Genomic DNA, 24,969 nt, shown 5'->3' with positions numbered 1-24,969 from the left:
GGCTCAGAAGGCCGGCGTCCAGCGCAGGGTCACCTGCCCTTCGCGGCCCGGCGCGTTGTAGCCCTGGGCCGTGGTGTAGCGCTTGTCCCCCAGGTTGTTCACCCGCGCTTCCAGGCGCCACTCGGGCGTGAAGGTCCAACTGCCGAACAGGGCCACCAGCCCATAGGCGCCCATGGCGGTGCCGGCGGCCTGGTCGTTGGAGTCGAAGCGACGCCCCACCCAGCTCAGGTCGGTGCCGATCTGGGCCGGACCGGCGGTGTGGGTCAGGTGCAGCCCCCCGAACAGACGGGCCCGACGGCGCAACAACTGGTCGGTTTCGTCGTTCTTCGGGTCCTGCCAGGTCAGGTTGAGCTTGAAGCGGGTGTCGCGGTCGATCAGCGCGCCACCGGCCTTCAGGCTCACCCCGGTGATGCGGGCCTTGTTGATGTTGGCGGGCGTCCAGTCGGTGGTGCCATCGGCCGCGATCAGGTCGCGGATGTGGTTGTCGAACACCGTGGCGCCCAGCTCCAGGCCCGCCAGCTTGCCGTCCAGGCCCAGTTCATAACTGTCGGACTTCTCGGGCTTGAGGTCCGGGTTGCCGAAACCGGGGTAGTAGAGGTAGTTGAAGGTCGGCGCATGGAAGGCGCTGCCCCAGGCCGCGCGCAGCCGCCAGTCGGTGTCGAACTGCCAGCCCCAGGCCAACTGGCCGGTGGTGTGGTGGCCGAACTGGCTGTTGCGGTCTTCGCGCACATCGGCCTGCAGGGAATGGGCGCCGAACTGCCCCTTCCAGCCCAGCATGCCGCTGCGGGTGGTTCGCTCATCCACATCGTAGGCCGTGCTGCCGTCCACCGCCTGCTTGAGCCACTCCAGGCCTACGGTGGCCGTGCCACCGAAGGCCGGCAGGCGGTTGAGCCAGCTGGCCTGGTCCTGCCGGGTGTTGAACTGGCTGGGGTAGCTGCTGACGTCCTCGTACTGGTCGAAGGAGCGAGCCACGCTCAGCTCGCTGCGCCAGGCCTGGGTGAACTGGGCGTTCCAGTGCGCGCCCAGGGTCTGGGTGACCGATTGGGCGTAGGCGTCCTCCGGGCCGTAGGCGTCGTAGTGGGTCTTGTCGCTGCTGCGCAGCCACTGCAGACCCAGCTCATGGTCTGCCGTCACCTGCTGGGTCAGCTTGAGCTGGCCGCTGCGCTGCAGAAAGCCATCGCGGTCGGGCGTGTAGTAAGAGGCGTTGGAGGGCACGGTGGCATTGATGCCATCGGTGCTCAGGTAGCTCAGGCCCAGCGACAGCTGCGTGCCTTCGGCCACCTGGGCCGCGTAGCTGGCGGTGGCCTGGCGCAGGTCGTGGCTGCCACTGGTCAGCGCCACCGAGGCGCCCGGCGAACGCTGCGCGCTCTTGGTGAAGATCTGGATCACGCCACCGATGGCGTCGGAGCCATAGAGGCTGCTGGACGAACCGGGCAGCACCTCGATGCGGTCGATCAGGGCCAGCGGAATGGCCTCGAAGGCGGCCGTGCCGGTGGTGGCCGAACCGATGCGCACGCCATCGACCAGCACCACGGTGTGGTCGCTGTTGGCACCGCGGATGAAGACGCTGCTGGCGCTGCCCAGGCCGCCGTTCTGGACCACCTCGACGCCGCCCAGGGTGCGCAGCAGGTCGATGACGGAACTGGCCCCGGCCTGGCGGATGTCCTCGGCGGTGATGACGGTGACCGGACGCACGGCCTGCCGGGCCGCTTCGGGCATGCGGCTGGCGGTGACGACGTAGTCGTTGGTGGAGGCGTCGGCGGAGCCGCTGGTCTGGGCGTGCGCGAACAAGGGCGCGGACAGCGCCACGGCGAGCGCGACAGGCGTGCGCAGGAACATGTGAAGGAACTCTCGAACAGAGCCGGCAGCTGGCGGCGGCGGGCCTGATGAACCCAGGCGACACGACCAACCACGACAGCCATCACGGCCACGTGAGGACCGGCTTCCCCGCCAGTCTTCACCCCATGGCGCAGTGCCTTGGCACCACGCCCCCCGTTGGCCGGTATCCGGGCTGGCGGAACGACCCGTGCGGTCTTCCCGAGGGGATCACCCTCAGTGACTGGGAGCACGAGCGGCAGCACCGAACCCTGTTCAGCACCACGTCCGCTTACCGTTGCGGGGGCAGCGCAGGTTGGACATCTCTCGGAGAGATCCGTCTTCCTGCTTCCCGTTTACCCCAGGCTGTCACGACGGACGGCCCAGGCACCAACAGCTGCGAACTTTAACATTGGCCGGCCGGCTCACAGCCGGGCCACGACCGCCGGAAAGGGTTTGCACAGGCTGGCGCCAAAGCGCGGGTTCAGTTCGAACACCATCGGCACCCCATCCCGTTCCTTGTAGTTGAAGCAGCACAGACCTTCGAAGTCCAGCGCCGCCAGCATGCGTTCCAACAGCGGCAGGTGGGGTGTGGACAGGCGCCGCTGGTTCACCGGCTTCTCCGGCCCCTTGACGAAGAGATCGGACGGGAACTGCATCGCCAGCGTCACCTCCGCCACCAGCTGACCGCGGCGGCGGATCAGGTGGGTGGTGTATTCCACCGTGCCCCGCACCAGTTCCTGGGTGAAGTAGGCCGGGTCGTCCAGTTGCTGCTGGAAGGCCTGGGCCTCCTGCGGGCTGCGCAGGATGTGGCTGTGCCGCCCCCAGACATCCTGGCTGCGCTTGAGGATGAAGGGATAGCGGTCCCGCACGCCCATGGCCGGGATGTGCGCGCCAAAGCCCTGTTCGCTGAAGAAACGGTTCAGCCGGGCCTTGTCGTCGCACAGCTGGACCTGGTCCGCCGCGGGGATGGGAATGGGGTTGTCGCGCAGCAGATCCCGCTGCGCCGGGGTGAGTGCCAACAGGGCCGGCACGGTGAGCGGCACCACCAGGTCGCTGTCGCGGATGCGCTCGGTCGTCAGCGGCGCAAAGCCCAGCGTGTGCCCTCCCTCGGTGGCAAACGCCTGCTGCAGGATGGGCATCCAGTCGGGCTTCTCGGAAAAGAGAATGCGCATGGGCGGGCACGCCTCCGGGCAGTGGACCGGCCACTGTAGAGGCAATGGAGCCGCCCGGCCACCGGGTGGACTCCCCAGGGCAGAGGACGCGCTCAGGTGCCGGTGTAGCGCCCCGGCCGGTGGTTGATGGCGATGAACAGGCCCATCACCACGGCGCCCAGCACCGAGTAGGCCAGCTGGCGCAGCGGCAGCACCGGCAGGGCCATGGCCAGCACGGCCAGGTCCATGCCGATCTGGATCTTGCCGGCCCGCCATTGCTTGGCCTCTTGCAGGTAGAGCGAGATCACGGTGGCGCCGCCCAGGCTGGCGTGGTGCCGCGCCAGGAACAACACCCCCGAGCCCAGCAGCAGCCCGCCCAGCACGGCGGCATAGGCCGGGTGCAGCCGCTCGATGGCGAACAGCTGGGGCGAGAGGTCGGTCATCAGCGACAGGGTGGTGATGGCGCCGAAGGTCTTGAGTGTGAATTCCCGCCCCATCCGCTTCCAGGAAAATCCGTAAAACGGCAGGTTGATGGCGAAGAACAGCTTGCCGAAGCTGATGCCGGTGAGGTGGTGCAGCACAAAGGCCACCCCGGCCGTGCCCCCGGTGATGAGGCCCACCTGGCCGAAGAGAATCATGGCCAGCGAGATGAACAGCGTGCCGGTGAAGATGGCCTGGGCATCCTCGAACGGCGTGTGCTGGGTGATCGAATTGGACTCGGACATGCCGCTCCAGGGAGCATGATCCATGCCCGCCCTGGGAGCAGCGGCACAATGCGGCCCATGCACAGCCTGCACAGCGCCGCAGCACAGACCGTGGCGGTGATCGACTTCGAAACCACCGGCATGGGCCCGCAGCAGGGCGCGCGGGCGACCGAGATCGCCGCCGTGCTGCTGCGCGACGGCGAGGTGGTGGGCACCTACCAGAACCTGATGCGCAGCGAGGTGCGGGTGCCGCCGTTCATCGAACGGCTGACCGGCATCAGCAACGCGATGCTGGCCCAGGCCCCGCCGGCCGAACAGGTCATGGCCGAGGTGCTGGACTTCGTGGGCGAGGCCCCGCTGGTGGCCCACAACGCGGCCTTCGACCGCGGCTTCTGGCTGGCCGAAGCCCGGCGGGCCGGCCGCGCCCTGGACACCACCCCGCCGGACTTCGCCTGCACCCTGCTGCTGAGCCGGCGGCTCTTTCCCCAGGCCCCGTCGCACCGCCTGAGCGATCTCTCGGCCTGGCTGGGGCTGGCGCGCGATGGCCGGGCCCACCGGGCCCTGTCGGACGCCACCCTGACCGCCCATCTGCTGGCCCGCCTGCAAGACGAGTTGCGGACCCGCTTCGCCACCGATCTGGCGGGCCGGCCGGCCGACCACGCCCTGCTGTGCCGCCTGCAGCGCACCCCGCGCGAACGCCTGGCCCAGGCCCTGGGCCTGTCATCCCACACGGGGGCCCGGCAGTTGAGCGTGAAGGCTGGATAATTTGAACGCCTGCACGACAGGTTTCGGTCAGGTTTCGCTGGGAACCCCCCGGTCGCAAACGACTCTTCAGGAGCATGACAATGTTTTTGCCACGGTGTGGGTGGCGTCAGGGATGCATGGGCGGGGCCATGGTGCTGGCGCTGGCCCTGGCGGGTTGCGGCACCGAAGCCCGCAAGGCGGCCTCGGTCTACCAGAACGAGCACTTCAAGCCCGATGAGACCTTTTCCAGGTTGTTCGATGCCAATGCGGCCGCCACCTGCGAGGCCGCGCGCCTGGCCCTGCTCAGCCAGGGCTATGTGATCAACACCGCCAACAAGGATGTGGTCACCGGCAACAAGCGCTTCCAGCCCGACGGGGACATGCACATCGAGATCAACTTCACGGTCACCTGCGCACCAGACGCCCGCGAGCCCAAGCTCTCCACCGTCTTCGTCAATGCGGTGCAGGAACGCTACGCGCTGAAAAAGGCCTCCACCTCGGCCAGCGTGGGCTTGCCCGTCGGTTCGCTGTCCATCCCGCTGTCCTCGTCCGACGACTCGCTGGTGCGCGTGGGCAGCGAGACCATCCCGGCGGGCAATTTCTACGACCGCTTCTTCGCGCTGGTGCAGCGCTACGTGCGCGAGCAGGCCTGCGGCGAGGACGACCACTGCCAGCTGGCCGCCCCCCGCGCCGCCAGCAACAGCAGGCCCTGACGCGGCCGGCCTGAAGCCCCCCCGGCCCTGCGGATCGCCCGAGGACCGGGGCACCCTGGCTGCGGTTAGCATGCCGGCGGATGAACCGCGCCCCCAAGGTCCAGGAATTCACCCGCAAGCTGGGCCCCGGCCTGATCACCGGCGCGGCCGATGACGACCCCAGCGGCATCGCCACCTATTCCCAGGCCGGCGCGCAGTTCCGCTTCTCGCTGGCCTGGACGCTGCTGATCACCACGCCGCTGATGATCGGCATCCAGCTGCTGTCGGCCCGCATCGGCTGGGTCACCGGCGAAGGCCTGGGGCGCAACATCGCCCGCAGCTGCCCACCCTGGCAGGCCCGCGGGCTGGTGGGGCTGCTGGTGCTGGCCAACACACTCAACATCGCGGCCGATATCAGCGCCATGGGCGCGGCCGGCCACCTGCTGGCCGGCGGCCCGGTGTGGCTGCACTGCCTGGGCTTTGGCCTGCTGTCGCTGGCGATGCAGCTGGGCTTCACCTATGAGCGCACGGTGCGCCTGCTCAAGTGGCTGACGCTGGTGCTGTTCGCCTACGTGGCCGTGGTGCTCAGCGTCTCGGTGCCGGGCGCCGAGCTGCTGGACGCCACGCTGCGCCCCTGGCGCCACCTGCCGGTGGGCACCACGCTGCACGACTACGCCGCGATGGTGGTGGCGGTGTTGGGCACCACCATCAGCCCCTACCTGTTCTTCTGGCAGGCGGCCCAGGAGGTCGAGGACAACGCGCGCCGCCCCGAGGCCGCCGCGCTGCGCCAGCACCCGGCCTACACCGCCGAACACCTGGCCCGCATCCGCCTGGACACCTATGTCGGCATGGTGTTCTCGAACCTGGTGGCCATCTGCATCGTGGTGGCCACCGCGGTGACGCTCAACCGCCAGGGCATCACCCACATCGACACCGCCGCCCAGGCCGCCGAAGCCCTGCGCCCGGTGGCCGGCGAACTGGCCTTCGCGCTGTTCGCGCTGGGCATCCTGGGCACCGGCCTGCTGGCCGTGCCGGTGCTGGCCGGCTCGGCCGCCTATGCGGTCAGCGAGGTGGCGGGCTGGCGGACCGGCCTGTCGCGCGGCTTTCGCGAGGCGCGCGGCTTCTACCTGCTCATCATCGCCGCCACGGTGGTCGGCAGCGTGATGGGGGCCCTCGCGCTGGACCCGATCCAGGCCCTGGTCTGGAGCGCCATCGTCAACGGCGTGATCTCGGTGCCCATCATGGCGGTGATGCTGCGGATCGGCCAGTCGAGCGAGCGCATGGGCACGCTGACGATCAGCCTGCGCCACCGGCTGCTGGGCTGGACGGCCACCGGGCTGATGGCGGTCTCGGTGGTGGTGCTGTGCGCCACCAGTTTTTGAAGGCGCCCCACCTGGCCGGGAGGCGGCCCGGGAATTGGGGGCTGGCAGGGGTCTTTTTTCATGTGACGTAAACGTCATGGGCCTCAAGAATCCGGCGATCCCTGACACAGAGAGCGTCCCACGTGCCCGCCCCTGCCACACATTCCCCCGATCCCCACTCGTTTGCCTCCGGCTTTGGTGAGTTCTTCCGCTACCACGGCTGGCTCGCGCCAGGCATCCGGCTGTTCCGCCGGCTCAGCTTCCCGGCCAAGGCCGCCTGGGTCGCCCTGGCCTTTCTGACCCCGCTGGCCATGCTGATGGGCCAGGTCTGGCAGGACACCCGAACCCAGATCGCCGCCACCCATGCCGAGCAGCAGGGCCTGGGCTATGTGAAGACCGCGCTGGACCTGCTCCAGGTGGCCCAGGAACGGCGCCTGGCGGCCGTCGAACAGTCGCCCGACCTGACACGCCTGCAGAACGAGGTCCAGACCCGTTTCGAGGCCGTGCGCGCGCAACAGGGGCAGCACGGTCAGGCCTTCAAGACCGACGACGCCTTTGCCAAGCTGGCACAGCTGCAGGCTGCCTTGCAGGCACAACCCGTGGCGGCCGCGCCCGACGCCACCTTCGAGCAGCACGACGCCTATGTGGCCGCCCTGCTGACGCTGATGCGCGAGGTCACCGATGGCTCCGGCCTGATCCTGGACCCCGAGGCGGACACCTATCACATGATGGCGTTCTCGCTGGTGCGCGGCCCGCGCCAGTACGAGAACACCGCCAAGCTGCTGGCGCTGGGCCACCTGGCCCTGGCCAGCCAGCAGCTGACGCCGGAGCGCCGTCAGCGGCTCGATGAGTGGCAGACGATGCAGCAGTACCTCGACGACGATGTCGAGAACGAATACGCCGAAGGCATCGAGGCCTATCCCGCGGTGGCTGCGCAGTTCGACATGAAAGGCACCGACGCAGCCTCAGACGCCTTCCGCCAGGCCATCGCCCAGCAGCTGATGGGCGAGGCCATGGGCGGCACCGCAGACCAGTTCCGGCAGCTTGGCCAGTCGGCCGTGGCGCGGCAGGCGGCCCTGTGCGCCGCCGTGGCCCGCCAGCTCGACCTGCGGCTGCAGGCACGGGTCGACCGGCTCTGGAACGCCTTCGGGCTCAAGCTCGGTGTGAGCCTGGTCTGCGTCGCGATCGCCGCCTACCTGTTGCTGGCCTTCTACCGCGTGATGATGGGCGGCCTGCGAGAAGTGTCGGAGCACCTGCGCCACATCACCGAGGGCAACCTGACCACCGTCCCCACGCCCTGGGGCAAGGACGAGGCCGCCCAGCTGATGACCACGCTGGGCGCGATGCAGGCCAGCCTGCGCCACATCGTCTCGGTGGTGCTGACGGGCTCGGCCACGGTGCAGACCGCCTCGCAGGAGATCGCCGCCGCGTCCCAGGACCTGTCCCAGCGCACCGAGCAGAACGCCGCCAACCTGCAGCAGACCGCGGCCAGCATGGCCCAGATCGCCGACTCGGTGAAGGGGGCCGCCCACCATGTGCATTCCGCGGCCGACAGCGCCAGCACCAACGCCCAGGCCGCCCAGCGCGGCGGCGCGGCGATCAGCGAGGTGGTTCGCACGATGGACGACATCCGCACGGCCTCGGCCAAGATCGGCGAGATCATCGGCGTGATCGACGGCATCGCCTTCCAAACCAACATCCTGGCCCTGAACGCGGCGGTGGAAGCGGCCCGCGCCGGCGAGCAGGGCCGCGGCTTTGCCGTGGTGGCCGCCGAGGTGCGCGCCCTGGCCGGCCGCTCCGCCACCGCTGCCCGCGAGATCAAGGACCTGATCCAGAGCAGCATGGCGCAGGTGGAAAGCGGCACCCAGGTGGTGACGCGGGCCGGCGAGATCATGCACGAGGTGGTCAGCCATGCCAGCCAGGCCAGCGGCCTGATGGGCACGCTGGCCGACTCCGCACGCAGCCAGTCCCGCAGCATCGGCGAGGTGGAATCGGCCGTGCAGGCCCTGGACAGCGCCACGCAGCAGAACGCCGCGCTGGTGGAGCAGACCACCTCGGCCGCCACCGCGCTGGCCGATTCGGCCCGTCAGCTCAGCCAGGAAGTGGCGTTCTTCAGGCTGGCCTGAGGCTCCAGAGCGTCAGCGACGGCCCCGCTGGCGCATCTGCCAGAGCGGCTTCTTGCCCTTGAGCTGGTGCTCGATGCCGTCGTTGAGGCGGCTGCGCAGGCCCACCACCTCGTCGACCTGGCCGTAGATGCCAGGGAAGCGCAGGTCCAGCCACAGCCACAGCGTGCAGGTGCGCAGCGCCTGCTCCATGCGGTCCAGGCGGCTGTGTTCATCCACCCCGTCCAGCACCGAGGGGCGGCTGACGCTGCCCTTCTGCGCATGCTCCCAGGCCCAGCCCAGGAAGGCCTCCACCAGCGATTCGGTGCGCGCATCCACCGGCGCCTGGGCATAGACGAAACGGTCGCGCAGGCTCAGGCCCGGGGCATTGCGGTCGAGCTCGGTCGCCAGGTCCAGCATCTGCTCCAGCTCGGCCACCTGGAAGTGGGCGTTGTCCAGACGCAGCTGTTCCATGAACACCGTCAGCACCTCGTGCAGCTTCTGCTTGCCCAGGCGTTGCGCGATGGTGCTGACATGCCACCAGTTGGGGGCCACCGGCGCCTTGAAGTTGCGCGGCGCCCGCGGCACGCGGGGCAGCAGCTCCTTGAGCGTGCGTGCGGCGCCGGGCTCGGCCTCGTGCAGCACGCCGGTGAAGCCTTCCTCGTGCAGGCCGAAGCGCCCGGCCCGGCCGGCGATCTGGTGCACCTCGGACTCGGTCAGCGGCCGGTCGCCCACGCCGTCGAACTTGGTCATGGTGGAGAACAGCACCCGGCGGATCGGCAGGTTCAGGCCCATGCCGATGGCATCGGTGGCCACCAGGATGTGCGACTCGCCGCAGGCAAAGCGCTCGGCCTCGCGCCGGCGCACCTCGGGTGGCAGTGCACCGTAGACCACCGACACCAACGCCCCGCTGGCGGCGATCTGGTCACGCAGCATCAGCACCTCGCGCCGGCTGAAGGCCACCACCGCGTCGCCCTTTTTCAGCGAGGTGATGGGCACCGGCGACTTCAGCAGCTCCACATGCTGCTTGCGCACGAACTTGCGCACCAACGGGCTCTCGCCACACAGGTTGAGCAGGCTCTCGATGGCCGGCACCGCGTACTCGGAACAGATGATGATCAGTTCGCGCGCCGGCACCCCGACGATGGCCTGGGTCCAGGCCCAGCCACGCGAGTTGTCGAACAGCATCTGCGCCTCGTCGATCACCGCCACGTCGATCGGGTCGCGGGTGTTGACCATCTCGATCGTGGAGGAGACGACACGGGCCGCGTCGGCGGGCACGTTCTCCTCGCCGGTCAGCAGCGAACAGGGCACGCCGCGCGCCACCAGGCGATCGCGGCCTTCCAGCGCCAACAGGCGCAGCGGCGCCAGGTAGGCGCCGTCCATGGCCTGCGACAGACGTTCGAAAGCCGCGTGGGTCTTGCCGCTGTTGGGTGGGCCGACGAACAGCGTGACCTGGCGCTTCAACTGCCGGGCGATCGGGAAGCTGTCCGGGTAGCCCTGGAAGGCCAGCTCGTGGTTCAGGCTGGAGAGGGTCTGCTGCTCATTGACCTGGCGCTCCCAGCGATCCTGCGCGCGGGTGCAGGCGGCCTTCAGCTCGTCCAGGCTCTGTGGCCGCAGGCACTCGGCCTGCAGGCGCGGCAGCAGCGAGTCCATCGCCTTCTCGTCGCACCAGGCGCTGCGTTCGGCCAGCGCATCCAGGTGGGCGGCCAGTTCCGCCGCGTGCGGCCAGGTGGGGGTATCGGCCAAGGCCCCCAGCAGGGCCCGCTTGTCGCCATGGCGGAAGAAGTCCCAGACCGGCTCGGCGGGAATGGCGGCCCGGAAGGCCACCTCCAGCCGGCCCTTGCCCTGCCAGGCGGCATGGCGCACCGGCAGCGGCTGGCGGAACTGGCGCTCCCAGCCATCGCCCGGCCCCTCCTGCGTGGCCCGGGTGATGCCCAGGGCCTCCAGCGTGGCGGCCCGCTCGATCATGATGGCCCGCGTCTCGCGGCCCACGCCCACCTCGTCGAGGTGGCGCAGCGCGCCGTCGATCAGCGCGGGCGAGATCCAGCGGCTGGGCCGCTGATGCGGCACGGCCTTCTGCAACAGGATCAGCCCCAGCGTGTCCAGGTGCTGCTCCAGGTCGGGGCTGTCCTCGGGCAGGAAATCCCCCGGCTTGACCACCTGCGGCAGGTTGTAGGCCGCCTGACGCACCCGCTCGAACTGCTCCGGCGTGATGTGGGCCGGCACACGGCTGGCATGGCGGGGCTGGGGCAGCTTGAAGGTCGGGGCAGAAGAGGCGTCGGTCATGGGAAGCAGGCAGTACAGGCCCTCGGATTGTCCGCGTTTCACAGCCCTCGGGCACCGCCCACCGTCACAAGCCACCCGACGAGGGGTCCGAAATTGAATGCACAGAGTCACACAAATGCAAATAAGTACACATAGCATGACCTGCATCCCGGCGTCCGACCGGGCCTTCCCTTCCCAGCTCCTCCGATCTCGACACCATGACCCACTTCACCTCCAACGGCACCCGCACGTCCCGCTGGCTCGGTCTGCGAGCCTGCCTGGCGCTCTGCCTGGGCCTGAGCCTGGCACTGGCCGGCTGCGGCGACAGCAGCAACGACAACGGCTCCGAGGGCCAGCCCCGCAGCCTGCGCTGCGCGCCCTGATCCCGCCCCTTCCGCCCACGTCCTCGCTGTCTCAGGACCCCACACCATGACGCAATCCCGTCGCAAGTTCCTTCGCTCGCTGGCTGGCACCGCCGGTGCCGCCACCGCGTTCTCCGCCTTCCCCCCGGCCATCCAGCGCGCGCTGGCCATTCCGGCCAACCAGCGCACCGGCACCATCCAGGACGTCGAGCACATCGTCATCCTGATGCAGGAAAACCGCTCCTTCGACCACTACTTCGGCGGCCTGAACGGCGTGCGCGGCTTCGCCGACCCCTTCCCCATCCCCGTGCCCGACAGCGGTGACATCGCCGGCAAGACGGTCTGGTCGCAGCCCAATGCCAGCGCCACCGCCGCCCCGTCGGTCATCGCGCCGTTCCACATCAACACGGTGCAGACCTTCGAGTACATGCGGGTGAGCGGCACGCCGCACAGCTGGTCCGATGCCCAGCGGGCCTGGGACCACGGCCGCATGGGCCAGTGGACCACCTACAAGAACAACCACTCGATGGCCTATTTCGGCGCGAAGGACATGCCCTTCCAGTACGCCCTGGCCAACGCCTTCACGATCTGCGACGCCTACCACTGCGCCTCGCAGACGGGCACCAACACCAACCGCCTGTTCCAGTGGACCGGCACCAACGACGGCCTGGGTCAGGGCAACGGGCCGGCCACCTACAACGACTACGACTGGTTCGATGCCGACAACGGCGATGGTGGCTACACCTGGACCACCTACCCCGAGCGTCTCGAAGCGGCCGGCATCAGCTGGCAGGTCTACGAGAACATGGACGACAACTTCACCGACAACCCGCTGGCGGGCTTCCACAGCTTCCGCGACGCCTGGTTCCAGCGTCCGGGCTACTCGGAATCCCTGCGCCAGCGCGGCGTCAGCACCCGCGACCTGGACAAGCTCAAGGAGGACGTGCTGAACGGCACCCTGCCCCAGGTCAGCTTCATCATCGCCACCGCCGAAGGCTCGGAGCACCCCGGCCCGTCCAGCCCCGCCCAGGGCGCGGAGTACACCGCCCAGGTGCTGGATGCGCTGACGGCCAACCCGGACGTCTGGAGCAAGACCGTCCTGATCCTGAACTTCGACGAGAACGACGGCTTCTTCGACCATGTGCCGCCCCCGGCCCCGCCGTCTTACGTGACCTGGAACGCCGACCCGGCCCAGGCCGTGCTGGCCGGTGCCAGCACCGTGGACACCACGGCCGAGTACCACGAGATCCTGGTCAGCTACCACAACACGCCCAGCGAGGCCGAGTTGCTGCACCGCCCCTACGGCCTGGGCCCGCGCGTGCCGATGTACGTGATCTCGCCGTGGAGCAAGGGCGGCTGGGTCAACTCGCAGGTGTTCGACCACACCTCGGTGCTGCAGTTCATCGAGAAGCGTTTCGGCGTGAAGGAGACCAACATCTCCGCCTGGCGCCGGGCCGTGTGCGGTGACCTCACCAGCGCGCTGAACTTCGCCAACCCGAACGACGACAGCTTCCTGGCCAGCCTGCCCGACACCACCGCGCTGGCGGCCAAGGCCCGCGCCCTGCCGGGTCGGACCACGCCGCTGCCGCCCAGCGATGCGCAGATGCCTCAGCAGGTCCAGGGCGTGCGCCCCTCGCGGGCCCTGCCCTACGAGCTGCATGCACACGCCCAGGTGGTGCCGGCTGACCAGAGCGTGACGCTGGACTTCGCCAACACCGGCAGCGCCGCCGCGGTGTTCCACGTCTACGACCGCCTGCACCTGGATGCCCAGCCCCGCCGTTACACGGTGGAAGCCGGCAAGCAGCTGGAGGGCGTCTGGAACGTGGCCGCCGACAAGGGCGCCTACGACCTGTGGGTGCTGGGCCCGAACGGCTTCCACCGCCACTTCACCGGCAACGCCACGGCGATCGCCAGCGCCAGCCAGCCCAACCCCGAGCTGAAGACCTGCTACGACGTGGCCAACGGTGATCTGCAGCTGACCCTGCACAACACCGGCACGGCGGCCTGCACCTTCCAGATCACGGCCAACGCCTACCTGAGCACCAGCGCGAAGAAGCGCACGGTGCAGCCGGGTGCGACCGAGACCCTCATCTGGGGCCTGAAGGACAGCGGCCACTGGTATGACTTCAGCATCACCGTGGAGGGGCTGAGCGGCTACAGCCGCCGCGTGGCGGGCCGTGTCGAGACCGGCAAGGACTCGATCAGCGACCCGGCCATGCATGGCACGGCCGTGGCCGACCAGCTGAAGGTGGGCTGACCGCCCCCCTGGCGGGCCCGTGCACCGTGCACGCCCGCCATCCTGCGGCATCATCGCGGCCATGCTGCAAGAGGAACGCCACCAGCGCATCCGCGCCCTGCTCGCCAACGCCGAGCTGGTGACCACGGAGCGGATCGCGCTGGACCTGGACGTCTCGCGGGAGACCGTGCGACGCGATGTCGTGGCCCTGGAAGCGCTCGGTGCGCTGCGCCGGGTGCATGGTGGCGTGCAACGCACCGCCGCCCTGCCGGAGCCGCCGCTGCAGCAGCGGGCCCGCGCCCATCTGCTGGAGAAGCGGAGCATCGTGCGGGCCGCGGCCCGGCTGCTGCAGCCCGGGCAAACGGTCTTCGTCGACGCCGGCAGCACCGTCTCGCTGCTGGCCGATGAACTGGCCTCGCTGCGCGGGCTGACGGTGATCACCAACTCGCTGGACGTGGCCCAGAAGCTGGTGGCCGATGACACGGCCGCGCAGTGCCGCCACACAGTGCGGCTGCTGGGGGGGCAGCCTCGGCCGACCACCGGCGCCACCTATGGGGATGAGACCATCGCCGCCATCCTGAGCCGGCGGGCCGACTGGGCCATGCTCTCGCCGGTGGGCGTCAGCGCCGAACTGGGCGCCAGCAGCTACGAGCTGCACGAGGCCGAGGTGGCCCGCGCCATGTCCCGGCAGGCCAGCCAGACCGTGATCCTCGCCGACCACAGCAAGATCGGCCAGACCAGCCGGGTGAGCTTCTGCCCGCTGGAACGCATCGAGCGACTCATCACCGACCCCCGTGCGGCCAAGACACCCGGCTACGCAGCCCTCAGCCGCGCCGGCTGCTCCATCGTGCTGGCTTGAAGCCCGGGCCAGTGCCCCCATCTGATCAGGATGCCTCGCCTGACGTTGCCGACCCTGTCGGCCCTGCTGCACGCCTACCTGGGCTGGCGGCTGCTCCCTGCCCTGCCCGGCCCTGCGGCCGTGGCGACCGCCGTCCTGTTGATCCTCTCGGCCTGGCTGGTGCCGCAAGGCCTGGGGCGGCGCGGCCACGGCAGTGCCCACCGCGGCCTGACCATCGCCGGGCTGGTGGCCATGGGCTGGATGTCCTCGCTGCTGGTGCTCACCCTGCTGCGTGATGTGCTGCTGGGCGCGGCCGCCGCCGGCCACGCGCTGGGCCTGTGGGCGCTGAACACCGCCGGCCTGGCCACCGATTCCGCCGGCACGGTGCTGACCGGAGCGTTGGCGCTGACGCTGTGGGGCGCCTGGCAGGCCCGCCGCCGCCCGCCGGTGGTGACGGTGGAGGTGCCCATCGCCGGCCTGCCCGCGGCACTGCAGGGCTTCACCATCGCCCAGCTCAGCGACATCCACATCGGCCCGACGATCCGCCGCGCGCAGCTGCAAGCCATGGTCGACACGGTCAACGCGCTGCAGGCGGACGCGGTGGCCATCACCGGCGACCTGGTGGATGGCTCGGTGGCGCAGCTGGCCGAACAGGTGGCCCCGCTGGCCCAGCTGCGGGCCCGCCACGGGGCCTTCTTCGTCACCGGCAACCACGAGTACTACAGCGGCGGCCCCGACTGGGTGGCCGAGGTGCAGCGCCTGGGTGTGCGGGTGCTGATGAACGAGCATGTGACGCTGCAGCACGATGGCAGCCCGCTGGTGCTGGCCGGCGTGGCCGACTACAGCGCCCACCATTTCGAGCCCAGCCACCGCAGCGACCCGCAGGCCGCGCTGGCCGGCGCCCCGGCCGGGGCCGGCGCCAAGGTGTTGCTGGCCCACCAGCCGCGCAGCGCCGAGGCGGCGGCGGCCGCCGGTTTCGACCTGCAGCTCTCGGGCCACACGCACGGCGGCCAGTTCTGGCCCTGGGGCTGGTTCGTGCCGCTGCAGCAGCCCTTCGTGGCCGGCCTGCACCGGGTCCGGCAGATGTGGGTCTACGTCAGCCGTGGCACCGGCTACTGGGGCCCGCCCAAGCGGGTGGGCGCCCCCTCCGAGATCACGCTGCTCAGGTTGGTGGCGGGCTGACGTCCTCGTCCGAGCCATCGGGCGCGGGGTCGGTGGGTTCGTCACACAGCCGGCCCAGGCCATCGGCCAGGGCCGGCACGGTGCACAGCACCGCCGTCGGCCCGAACTGCCACAGGGTCCAGCCGCCCACCCCGGCCAGGCAGCCCAGCACCAGGGCCAGCAGCGCCGCCGCGGCCTTGAGCCGGCCGGTGCGCCGCACCATCAGGTCGCCGGTGAGCACGGTGGCCAGGTGCACCATCGCCGTGAGGGCCAGGGCGGCCAGGGCGAAGTTGCGCGCCCCCGGCGCGGCCAGCAGCCAGCCGCCCAGCAGCACCAGCCCTTCCACCCCGTACAGCAGCACCAGCCCGTGGCGCAGCACCGCGCGCGGCAGACTGCCGGGCAGCGACACCGCCAGCAGCGCCTGCAGCGCCAGGCCGGACCGGGTCAGCCACACCGCCCGGCTGGCCTGCATGCGCTGCTTCTGCTCCAGGGCCTGCAGCAGCCGCCCGGTGACGGTGACCGCACGGGCGGCGTTGTCCAGCATGCGCGGCGTGTCCAGCTGGCGGTTCACCTCGTACTGCCCGGCCACATAGGCCAGCAGACCGCCATCGCCCAGCACCGCTTTCAGGGCCTGCGCGGTGCGCTGGCCGCGCGCGGCGTCGTCCGGCCCCAGCTGCTGCCACAACGCCCCGAAGGCCTGCTGCAGCGTCGGCTGCCCCTGGGCCAGCAGCGCGTCGGCGAAGCGGTGCACCAGCTCGTCGTAGCCCTCGGGCGCCATCTCCTCGCGCAGAATGGCGCGCTGGGCCTGGGCCAGCAGCGCCTCGCGCAGGCGGGTATCGTCCTCGCCGGGCAGCAACGCGGCCAGCAGACGTTCGGCCCCGTCCAGGCGGCCCCACATGATGTCGTTGCGGCGCCAGCGGGCGTCCAGGAAGCCGCCAAAGTGGAACAGGCTGTCGCCCGCCAGCTTGCGCCGCCCCCCCACCTGCGGCGGCACCAGGCTGGGCGCGTCCTCCGGGCTGACCCGCACCACCTCGACCGCGGCCGGCTCGCTGGTGCCGGTGTCGTAGTAGAGCGGAAACGACATCTGGTCGTATTCGTCAAAGCGCAGGTAGTACTCCGCCAGCAGTTGCCGCAGGGTGTGGCCCGCCGGGCTGTTGAGCGCCGCGTCGTCACCGGAGTTCTGCACCGGCTGCAGCTGCACCGTGATGCGACGGCGCGGGCCGGCCGCCTGCGGCACCAGCCGGGGCTGCCCCAGCAGTTCACGCACCAGCAGCGCCGTGGCACTGCGCTCCGGTGAGCGGCGGGTGTAGCGGCGAAACTGCGTGCCCAGCCCCGCCAGGTCGTCTTCCAGCAGCGCCTGCAGGTGGGTGCGCCGACCCGCGTTGGCCAGCTGGAACAGGGCCTGGGCGCGGGCGAACACGTTTTCCTGCAAGGTGCGCTGGGCCTGCAGCGGGGGCAAGCGGCCCAGGGCGATGGACACCTCGCCGCCGTCTTCAGAGGGCAAGGCCGTCAGCGGCGGGTCCAGCGCTTCACCGAGCAGCAGCCGCAGCACGCGCTGCAGCTGCTGCCGTTCGTCCTCGGTGCCCTTGGCGGGCCGCTGGTCCGGCCCCGGCCAGTTGGCCTCGCGCAGCTCGCCCATGGCGCGCGCCAGGCCGGCGCGCAGCTGCACCAGGGCCGCGTCCACGCCACGGCTGCCCGCCAGGGCCGCCGGATCGCCATAGCGCTGCAGGCGCTGGCGCAGCGCCTCGTCGGCCTCGCTGAGCGATGCGCCCGCCGTGCGCAGGCCCTGCAGCAGGCGCCCGAGCTGGTGCGTCTTGCGCAGCAGAAAGCCCACCCGCCGCAAGCGGTAGCCCAGGTCGTAGGCTTCCAGGAAGGCATTGACGGAGGCGCGGTGCTGCGCGTTGGCCTCGTCCCGGTGCTCGAAGTAGCGCGCCTCGCGCCAGGCCCGCACCAGGGCCCGCATGGCGTATTGCAGGTCGGCGTGGCGGTCCACGCCCCAGCGCATGGCCAGGCGGTCGGCCAGGTCGTCGCTCACGGTCTCCAGCCGCAGCCGCCGGTAAGGCAGGAAGGCCGCGCCGTAGTAGCGGATCATGTCGCCCAGGTCGAGCGCGGACCAGTCGGGCACCTCGCCGTTCTGGTCCAGCAGCACGCGGGCAAAAGGCTCCTCGGCCAGCGTCTCCACATCCAGCTCGACCCGGCGCACGATGCGCTCGACCCGCTCGATGCGCCGGTTGCGCTTGAGCACCGCCTCCAGGTCCTCGCGGATGGTCTCGTACTGCGGGATGCGGGCCAGCGCATCCACCGCGTTCTGCAAGGCGTCGGGTTTGGCGTCGAAGACCTGGCGCTCCCGCTCGGGATGCTCGGGCGTGGGCTCGACGTAGAGCAGCTTGCGCTCCATCGGCAGCGCCGACAGCCGCCAGGACAGCGCCTCCACCGCGTAGCTGAAGGGCTTGTTGTCCAGATAGCCACCATCGCCGAAGGCCCGGCGCTGCCACTGCCCGCTGGCCAGGTCATCGGCCGACAGGCCCTTGAGATAGCCGCGCCAGGCGCTGGGCTCCACCGCACCGCCGCCGGGGCGCAGCCGGGCCAGGCGCAGCGCATCTTCCACCGTCATCGGCTCGAAGGCGAAAGGGAAGGAGGAGGTGCAGCGCGCGGCGAACGCCAGAAAGGGGGTGAGCTCGGTGCGGAAGTCGCTGTAGAGCGTCTGGCCACCCGCCCCGCGGTACTGCAGCTGCAGCACCTGCTTGTGCCGCTTCTCATGGACCACCTTGTCGGCCAGGCGCAGCGGCACCACCGCGCCGCGGATGTCGGTGGTGGTGACGAAGAGGTCCAACTCGTCGGACAGGGCCGACTCGTCCCGCCCCACCGGCGGTACGGCCGGCGCCATGGCCTCCATCGCGTCCAGCAGCTTGAGGTACATGCGGTCGCTGTTGAGCAGCGACTGCGGCGCCCCTTCGCGCTGGGCGTATTCGATGCCGGCATAGGAGGCCTTGTCGTTGATCAGGCGGGCGATGTCCCCTTCGTCCACCCACAGCTGCTTGAGCGGGGCAAAAGCCTGGCCCTGGGCCAGCGCCTTGGCCAGGAAGATGCCGTTGATGCCGCCGGCCGAGGTGCCGGAGATGACATCGACCACGAAACGCACCCGCTGGCCGTGCTCGGCCGGCTCACCCTGGGCGAACGGGTCGGGCCCCTGGCCGTCCAGGTGCTGCAGATAGGCCGCCCGCAGGGCTGGGTCGTGCAGCAGCCAGGACAGCCGCCGGTAGACCGCCCGGGTGCTGCCCTCGGGCGCCGGCACATCGCCGCGCTTGGGGGTGGCGCAGGCCAGCTCGTAGAGCTCGTTGGCCACCCCGTTGATGTAGATGGCCAGCGCCACGCCGCCGTACATGACGACGCCGAAGCGCACCTCGCTGGCGTAATCCGGCTGAAGGCTCGAAGGGCCCATGTTCCGTTCCCCCTGTGCTGCGCCACCGGCCCCGGCGGTCCGGTCTGGCGGGTGCATCATGCCAGCGCCGGCGCCCTCCGCGTCACCCGCCGGGCCGCAGGACGTACACCGAAGGCACCGCCCGCATCAGCGGTGGCAGTGGCTCCGGCAGGGTTTCGGCCGCCCCCAGCACCAGCGCGCCGCCCGGGCCCAGGCAACCCAGCAGGCGCGGCACCAGGCTGCGCCGGACATCGGCCGTCAGGTGGCACAGCACGTTGCACAGGAAGATCGCATCGAACCGGCCCAGCGCCGGCCAAGGGCCGATCAGGTTCAGCGGCTCGAAGCGGACCCGACTCACCAGGGTCGGCACCATTCGGAACCGCCCGGCCTGCTCGCCGTGGCCGATGCGGGCATAGCGCTGGAACCAGGCCGGCGGCAGCTCGCTGCAGGCGGGCAGGTCGTAGGCGGCCTCTCGGGCCCGCTGCAGCACCCGCAGCGACAGGTCGCTGCCCAGCACCTCCCAGCCGGCTGGCCCCAGCGCGTCGTCCAGCACCATCGCAATGCTGTAGGCCTCCTGCCCGGTCGAGCAGCCGGCGCTCCAGACCCGCGCCGGCGCCGCCCTGACCACCCGGGCACGCAGCCGGTCGCGCAGCCACAGCAGCGGCCCCGGGTCGCGGAAGAAGCGGGTTTCATGGGAGAGCAGCAGGTCCAGCGCCCGCGCATGCTCGGCCGGGTCTTCCCGCAACCGGTGCAGGTAGGGGCCGAAGCCCGCCAGCCCCAGCTCGGCAACCCGCCGCGCCAGCCGCCCGGCCACGAAGGGCTTGCGCGACGGCGGCAGTTCGACCCCTGCGGCCGCGCGCAGCCAGTCCCGGCAGAGGCAGAAATCCGCCTCGTCCAGCACCAGCGCGGGCATGCGGGCCCCGGTCATGGCCAAAGGCCAGGCAGGCAGTGGGACAGACGCAGTGGGGGCAGCATCCCGGCATGCTAGAAAGCCCCCCGGGGATCGGCCATCGGATAAAGGCTGTCCCGATGCTCAGCGCTTCCTGAGCCCGCCCTCGGCGGAGCCTGACAGGCCGCTCAGGGCTGCGTCGGCAGCACGTCGGCCAGTGCCGCCAACAGTTCCTGGGAGTCGAAGGGCTTGCGCAGGAAGCAGCGCACGCCCAGGGTCCGTGCCGACTCGGCGTCGATGTGCTCGCTGTAGCCGGTGCACAGCACCACCGGCAGACCGGGCAGCATGGCCAGCACCGCCCGGCTCAGCTCGGCGCCGCTCATGCCCGGCATGGTCTGGTCGGTGATCAGGGCCACCGGATGCGGGGCGCCGGTGCCATCACGGCCCAGCGCCTGCAAGGCGTCCAGGGCCTGGCGGGGGTCGGCGAACGCGGTGACCTCGAAACCACGCTCACGCAGCAACTCGGTCAGGAACACCAGCACCGCCGCGTCGTCATCGACCACCCAGACCGACTCTCCGCCGTGCAACTGCACCGGCCGCAGCGGCGCGGGCTCGGGCACCGGCGCGGACGTGGCCGGCGGCAGCATCACCTGCATGACCGTGCCGCCCTCGGGCGGCGTCAGCACCCGCATGTGGCCTCCGGCGCGGTGCACCAGGCCGATCACCGAGGCCAGGCCCAGCCCGGTGCCCTTGCCCACCTCCTTGGTGGTGAAGAAGGGGTCGAAGATCTTGGGCAGCACGTCCGGGGGAATGCCCGGGCCGTCGTCGCGCACCTCCAGCACCACGCAGGGCCCTTGCAGATGCTGGTGGCAGTTGGTGCAGACGGTGTCGCCCAGGTCCTGCACCGAGAAGCTCAGCTCGATGTGGCCGTGCGGACCGATCGCGTCGCGCGCATTGACCACCAGGTTCATGACGATCTGGTGCATGTCCACCGCCGACATGCTGACCGGGGGCACCCCGCTGTCACAGCGCGGGCTGAAGTGGATGCTGCTGGGCAGCGAGGAGCGCAGCAGCTCGCAGATCTCGGCCACCACCGGGCTCAGGTCGCGGGCCTGGACCGGCCCCGCCTCCTCGGTGCGCACATAGGCCAGCATCTTGGCCACCAGGTCGCGGCCGCGCTCGCTGGTGCGCACGATCTCGCGCAGGTACTGGGCCAGCTTGCCGTCGGTGTCCGCCACATGGCGCTCCAGCCCCAGGCTGGCCAGGCCCATGATGCCGGCCAGCATGTTGTTGAAGTCGTGCGCGATGCCGCCGGTCAGGTGCCCCAGGGCCTCCAGCTTCTGCGACTGCATCTGCTGCTGCAGCACCTCGCGCTCGGCTTCCATGCGGCGCTGGATGCTCAGGTCCTCGACGATGGACCAGAGGTAGGCCTGGCCGGCCAGCTCAATGCGCACCCCGTTGAAGCGCAGGGGCACCCGGCTGCCATCGGCGCGGATGTATTCCTTGTCGTACGGGCCATAGCGGCCGGTGTGGGCCACGGCCTGGAGCTGTTCGGCCTCGGCACGGGCGTATTCGGCCGGGGTCAGGTCCCAGTACGACAGGGCCTTGAGGGCCTGGCTGTCATAGCCGGTCAGGCGCCGGAAGGCCTCGTTGAACTCGACCAGCCGCCCGTCCATCGTGCACAGGGCGATGCCCAGTGGCGAGAGCTCGAACAGGTTGCGCAGCTTGTCCTCGTTCTCGCGCAGGGCCTGCTCGGCCCGGCGGCGCTCGGTCAGGTCCTGCAGCGTGCCGATCATGCGGACCGCGGCGCCATCCTCCCCCCGCACCAGCTGGCCGCGCAGCAGCACGGGCACCCAGTGCCCATCCTGGTGGCGCATGCGCAGCTCGACCTCGAAGCGGTCGCCGTCGCGGCCCGAGAGCACATCGGCCACCGCGGCATGGGCGCGCAGGGCATCTTCCGGATGCAGCCGCTGGCGCACCCGCTCGACCGTGCTGGGCAGTTCCGTCTCGGGACAGCCCAGGATCTCCTTCCAGCGGCTGGACAGGTAGAGCGAGCGCTCGGCAAAGCCGTAGTCCCACAGCCCGTCGTTGGCACCGCGCAGCGCCAGCGCCAGCCGCTCCTCGCTGTCGCGCAACGCGCGTTCCGCCGCCTTGCGCGGGGTCAGGTCGCGGGCGAAGACGAACAGCTGGCCATCCCCGGCGGCCCAGTGGGCGGCGCTGATCTCGACCGGCCAGGGCTGACCCTGTTTGCTGCGGTGCCAGGTCTCGAACTGCAGATGCCCCTGCTGGATGATCGCGCGGATGCGGTCCGCCACCTCGGACGTGCCCAGCTCGGCCTGCAGGTCGGCGATCCGCAGCCGCAGCAGTTCCTCGCGCGCATACCCGGAACGCTGCACGTAGGCGTCATTCACCTCCAGAAAGCGCCCTTCCAGATCGCAGATGAAGACCCCGTCCATCGCGGTGTCCATCAGGGCCCGGTAGCGCTGTTCACGTTCGCGCAAGGCCTGCTGGGCCCGGCGTTGCTCGCTGGTGTCGCGCATGAAGCCGATGAAGACGCGGCCTTCGGGCAGCAGCGCCTCGCTCACCGTCAGGTGCAGCTGCAGGGCGTGGCCATCGCGGTGCCGGCCCTCCACATCCCGGCCGGCTCCGATGATGCGGGCCTGGCCGGTCTGCAGGAACCACCGCAGGTGCTCGTCGTGCTGCGCGGCCTCGGGCGGCGGCATCAGCTGCCGCACGTTCTGGCCCACCAGCTCGGACCAGCCGTAGCCGAACATGCGCTCGGTGGTCTGGTTCACCAGCTGGATCTGGCCCTGCGGGTCGATCACCACCACCGCATCCGGGGCCGAGCCCAGCAGCGCACGCATGCGCTCCTCGCCGGTGGCCAGCGCGCGGGCCTGCCGCTCACGCTCGGTGATGTCGTCGCCGGTCATCACGAAGCCCTTGAGGTGGTCCTGCGCGTCGCGGATGGGGGTCAGGCGCCGGTCGTCCAGGTACTCGCCGCCATCCTGGCGGGGCATGCGCACATGGCCCTGCCAGGGCCGTCCCTCGGCCAGCGCCGCCGTCAGGGCCGCCCAGGCCGGGCCATCGCCCTCCCGCTGCAGCCGGGCCAGGGCCTGCCCCTTGAGGTCCTCCAGCGCGAAGCCGGTGGAGCGCACGAACGCCGGGTTGATCCAGCGGATCAGGCCCTGCGCATCGCAGATCAGCGTGGGGCTGGCGCTGGCCTGCAGCGCGTCGGCCAGGCCGCCCGCGCGCTCCAGCGGCTGCCACAGCGCCAGCAGGTACGCAGTGCGAACCAGATAGACATAGGAAGCGATCTTGGCCACATGCCCCAGGCCGTTGAGCAGATCGGACGGGCTGCCATAGGTGGCAAAGCAGAGCTCGGCCACGGCGGTAAAGGCCGCCGCCACGGCCAGGGTCGTGGCCGGCAGGCCGGCCTGCCGGGCCACCCAGCGCAGACGCGCCACCACGCCCAGATTGGCCAGGGCCAGCGCCAGTTCGAGCCCGGCCTTGAGGCCGGTCAGCCCCTGCCCCGGGATGAAGGTGCGCGGCAGCCAGTCGGGCCGCCACAGGATTACCCCGGTGGCCAGCGCTGCAAAGCCCAGCATGCCGCCCAGCCAGGCCAGACGCTGCCCATCGCCGGTGAGCTGGCCGGCGGGCACCCAGGCGGCCACCAGCAACCCCACGCTCAGACAGATGCGCCCCGCCAGCCAGAAGGCGATCGCCTTCTCCGGGCTGGACGGGGTGACCAGATCGGGCATGCTGGCATAGGACAACAGGTGCAGCAGATCCAGACCGGCGGTGGCCGCCACCGCACTGGCCAGGGCCACGGTGGACGTGCGGCGGGCGCTGGACGGGGTGAGCCAGAGCAGCCCGAAGCACAGCAGCCCCATCGACAGGGCCAGCACCTCGAACACCGTGTGCACCCCCAGGTAGCCCAGTTGCGGGAAGTGGACGCTTTCACCCATCGGCGTCAGCTCCAGCATCCACACGGCCAGCATCGGCAGCAGCAGGGTGAGCGCGCGCCGCCATTCCAGCGCCGTCCCTTCACGCAGACGGGGCTGGGATTGCGGATTCAACAGGGACAGATCGGCCATGCGCGGGGGCGTCCAGCAAGCAAACGGCAGGTCTTCAACCGGCCTGGAACATGTCGGTGTAGAGCTGGGCCCCCAGGTCGTCGCCAGACGATGGGTGCTCGAAGCCCCACTGCGGGTCGCGGTCGATCAGCGCCAGGAACAGGTTCACCAGCGCCGGATCGCGCCAGCCCCGGGCGGCCTCTTCCAGCAGGATGGCCCGGGCCTGTTCGGCGCTGAAGGCCGGCTTGTAGGGGCGTTCATAGGTCAGCGCATCGTGGATGTCGACGATCTGGAACACCCGGGCCAGCAGCGGAATGGCCTCGCCGGCCAGACCGTCGGGGTAGCCGCTGCCATCCCAGCGCTCGTGGTGGTGGCGGATGATGGGCGCCGTCAAGCGCATGCTGCGCAGGTTGGAGACCAGGTGGTAGCCGATCGTCGTGTGCTGGCGCATCACCACCCATTCCTCGTCGGTGAGCGGCCCGGGCTTGAGCAGGATCTGGTCGGGGATGCCGAGCTTGCCGATGTCGTGCAGCACGCCGCCGCGGCGCAGCGCGATCAGCTCCTGTTGGGACAGGCCCATCGCCCGGCCCAGCGCCATGGCCTTGTGGGCGAGGCGCGAACAGTGGTCGCCGGTGTTCTCGTCCTTGGCCTCGACCATGCGCGCCAGCGCGAACAGGGTGGATTCGGTGCTGTCGAGCTGGTCGGTGGCCCGCTTGCGCTGCACCGCCACGTTCACCCGGGCCTGCAGCTCCACCGGGTGGTAGGGCTTGCCCAGGAAGTCGTCGGCCCCGGCGCTGAGGCCGGCCAGCAGGTCGGCCGAGGCATTGCTGCCCGTCACCATCAGGATGGGCAGCATGGCCAGGCCCGGCTGGCGCCGCACCTGGCGGCAGAACTCGTCGCCATCCATGCCCGGCATGCGGCGGTCGGTCAGCACGACGTCGAACTCGGCCTCGGCCAGCCGCGCCAACCCCTGCTCGCCATTGGCGGCCACGTCGACGATGTAGCGCGGCGCCGCCAGGATCTCCCGCACCAGCAACCACTGCAGCGGCTCGTCGTCCACCAGCAGCACCCGGAACGGGGCGTCGTCCCCCTGGGGGTGCATCCGTTCATTGAAATCCATGGTCTTGCTCTCCCAACGCCCAGGTGCCC

General features: G+C 70.5%; 16 protein-coding genes and 1 riboswitch. Of the genes, 8 read left to right on the top strand and 8 right to left on the bottom strand.

Annotated elements, in window-relative coordinates:
- Positions 1–3: 3 nt before the first annotated feature.
- The 3 genes from KGA65_RS03885 to KGA65_RS03875 all read right to left on the bottom strand — a co-directional run bounded on the left by KGA65_RS03885 (position 4) and on the right by KGA65_RS03875 (position 3,694).
- Positions 4–1,839, bottom strand: a complete 1,836-nt coding sequence (locus KGA65_RS03885) for a TonB-dependent receptor domain-containing protein (protein ID WP_225861830.1) — start codon at positions 1,837–1,839, stop codon at positions 4–6.
- A 141-nt stretch (positions 1,840–1,980) separates the two neighbouring features.
- Positions 1,981–2,225, bottom strand: a riboswitch (cobalamin riboswitch).
- A gap of 15 nt (positions 2,226–2,240) precedes the next feature.
- Positions 2,241–2,990 (bottom strand): ATP-grasp domain-containing protein, encoded by a 750-nt coding sequence (locus KGA65_RS03880; protein ID WP_225861829.1) that lies wholly within the window; start codon positions 2,988–2,990, stop codon positions 2,241–2,243.
- Between the two features lie 92 nt (positions 2,991–3,082).
- Positions 3,083–3,694: a DUF6198 family protein gene (locus tag KGA65_RS03875; protein ID WP_225861828.1), complete on the bottom strand. Its 612-nt coding sequence runs from the start codon at positions 3,692–3,694 to the stop codon at positions 3,083–3,085.
- 57 nt (positions 3,695–3,751) lie between these two features.
- Between KGA65_RS03875 and KGA65_RS03870 the strand changes: the two genes are divergently transcribed.
- The 4 genes from KGA65_RS03870 (at position 3,752) to KGA65_RS21020 (ending at position 8,596) form a co-directional block, all read left to right on the top strand.
- Entirely contained in the window at positions 3,752–4,438 is a 687-nt protein-coding gene (locus KGA65_RS03870; protein WP_225861827.1) for a 3'-5' exonuclease, read from the top strand.
- 116 nt (positions 4,439–4,554) lie between these two features.
- Positions 4,555–5,130 (top strand): DUF2242 domain-containing protein, encoded by a 576-nt coding sequence (locus tag KGA65_RS03865; protein WP_225861826.1) that lies wholly within the window; start codon positions 4,555–4,557, stop codon positions 5,128–5,130.
- Between the two features lie 80 nt (positions 5,131–5,210).
- Positions 5,211–6,491, top strand: coding sequence for an NRAMP family divalent metal transporter (locus KGA65_RS03860; protein ID WP_225861825.1), 1,281 nt, complete (start codon positions 5,211–5,213; stop codon positions 6,489–6,491).
- 122 nt (positions 6,492–6,613) lie between these two features.
- Entirely contained in the window at positions 6,614–8,596 is a 1,983-nt protein-coding gene (locus KGA65_RS21020; RefSeq protein WP_225861824.1) for a methyl-accepting chemotaxis protein, read from the top strand.
- Between the two features lie 12 nt (positions 8,597–8,608).
- Here KGA65_RS21020 and KGA65_RS03850 read toward each other — a convergent pair whose 3' ends face one another.
- Positions 8,609–10,861, bottom strand: a complete 2,253-nt coding sequence (locus KGA65_RS03850) for a helicase-related protein (RefSeq protein ID WP_225861823.1) — start codon at positions 10,859–10,861, stop codon at positions 8,609–8,611.
- A gap of 197 nt (positions 10,862–11,058) precedes the next feature.
- Here KGA65_RS03850 and KGA65_RS03845 point away from each other — a divergent pair, with 197 nt between their 5' ends.
- Genes KGA65_RS03845 through KGA65_RS03830 form a run of 4 tightly spaced genes read left to right on the top strand, consistent with a single transcriptional unit; the run spans position 11,059 to position 15,458 of the window.
- Entirely contained in the window at positions 11,059–11,223 is a 165-nt protein-coding gene (locus KGA65_RS03845; protein WP_225861822.1) for a hypothetical protein, read from the top strand.
- A 46-nt stretch (positions 11,224–11,269) separates the two neighbouring features.
- Positions 11,270–13,459 (top strand): phosphocholine-specific phospholipase C, encoded by a 2,190-nt coding sequence (locus KGA65_RS03840; protein WP_225861821.1) that lies wholly within the window; start codon positions 11,270–11,272, stop codon positions 13,457–13,459.
- Positions 13,460–13,478: 19 nt separating this feature from the next.
- Positions 13,479–14,297, top strand: a complete 819-nt coding sequence (locus tag KGA65_RS03835) for a DeoR/GlpR family DNA-binding transcription regulator (RefSeq protein ID WP_310740934.1) — start codon at positions 13,479–13,481, stop codon at positions 14,295–14,297.
- Between the two features lie 30 nt (positions 14,298–14,327).
- Entirely contained in the window at positions 14,328–15,458 is a 1,131-nt protein-coding gene (locus KGA65_RS03830; protein ID WP_225861820.1) for a metallophosphoesterase, read from the top strand.
- Here the strand turns inward: KGA65_RS03830 and KGA65_RS03825 are convergent.
- The 4 genes from KGA65_RS03825 to KGA65_RS03810 form a co-directional block, all read right to left on the bottom strand.
- The gene (locus KGA65_RS03825; protein WP_225861819.1) at positions 15,439–18,879 is read right to left on the bottom strand and encodes a patatin-like protein; all 3,441 of its coding nucleotides are present in this window, start codon (positions 18,877–18,879) and stop codon (positions 15,439–15,441) included. The genes KGA65_RS03830 and KGA65_RS03825 overlap by 20 nt on opposite strands.
- Positions 18,880–18,961: 82 nt before the next feature.
- On the bottom strand, positions 18,962–19,786 hold the full coding sequence (locus KGA65_RS03820; protein ID WP_225861818.1) for a CheR family methyltransferase: 825 nt from the start codon (positions 19,784–19,786) through the stop codon (positions 18,962–18,964).
- Between the two features lie 149 nt (positions 19,787–19,935).
- Positions 19,936–23,841 carry a PAS domain S-box protein gene (locus KGA65_RS03815; protein ID WP_225861817.1) on the bottom strand — a complete coding sequence of 1,302 codons (3,906 nt, stop codon included), beginning with the start codon at positions 23,839–23,841 and terminating at the stop codon, positions 19,936–19,938.
- A 34-nt stretch (positions 23,842–23,875) separates the two neighbouring features.
- The gene (locus KGA65_RS03810) at positions 23,876–24,940 is read right to left on the bottom strand and encodes an HD-GYP domain-containing protein (protein ID WP_225861816.1); all 1,065 of its coding nucleotides are present in this window, start codon (positions 24,938–24,940) and stop codon (positions 23,876–23,878) included.
- Between the last annotated feature and the right edge of the window lie 29 nt (positions 24,941–24,969).

Origin of the sequence: Ideonella benzenivorans, from assembly GCF_020387415.1 — a bacterium.
In the GTDB taxonomy this organism is placed as follows: Bacteria; Pseudomonadota; Gammaproteobacteria; order Burkholderiales; family Burkholderiaceae_C; genus Ideonella; species Ideonella benzenivorans.
This window is presented reverse-complemented; position numbering and strand designations above follow the sequence as displayed.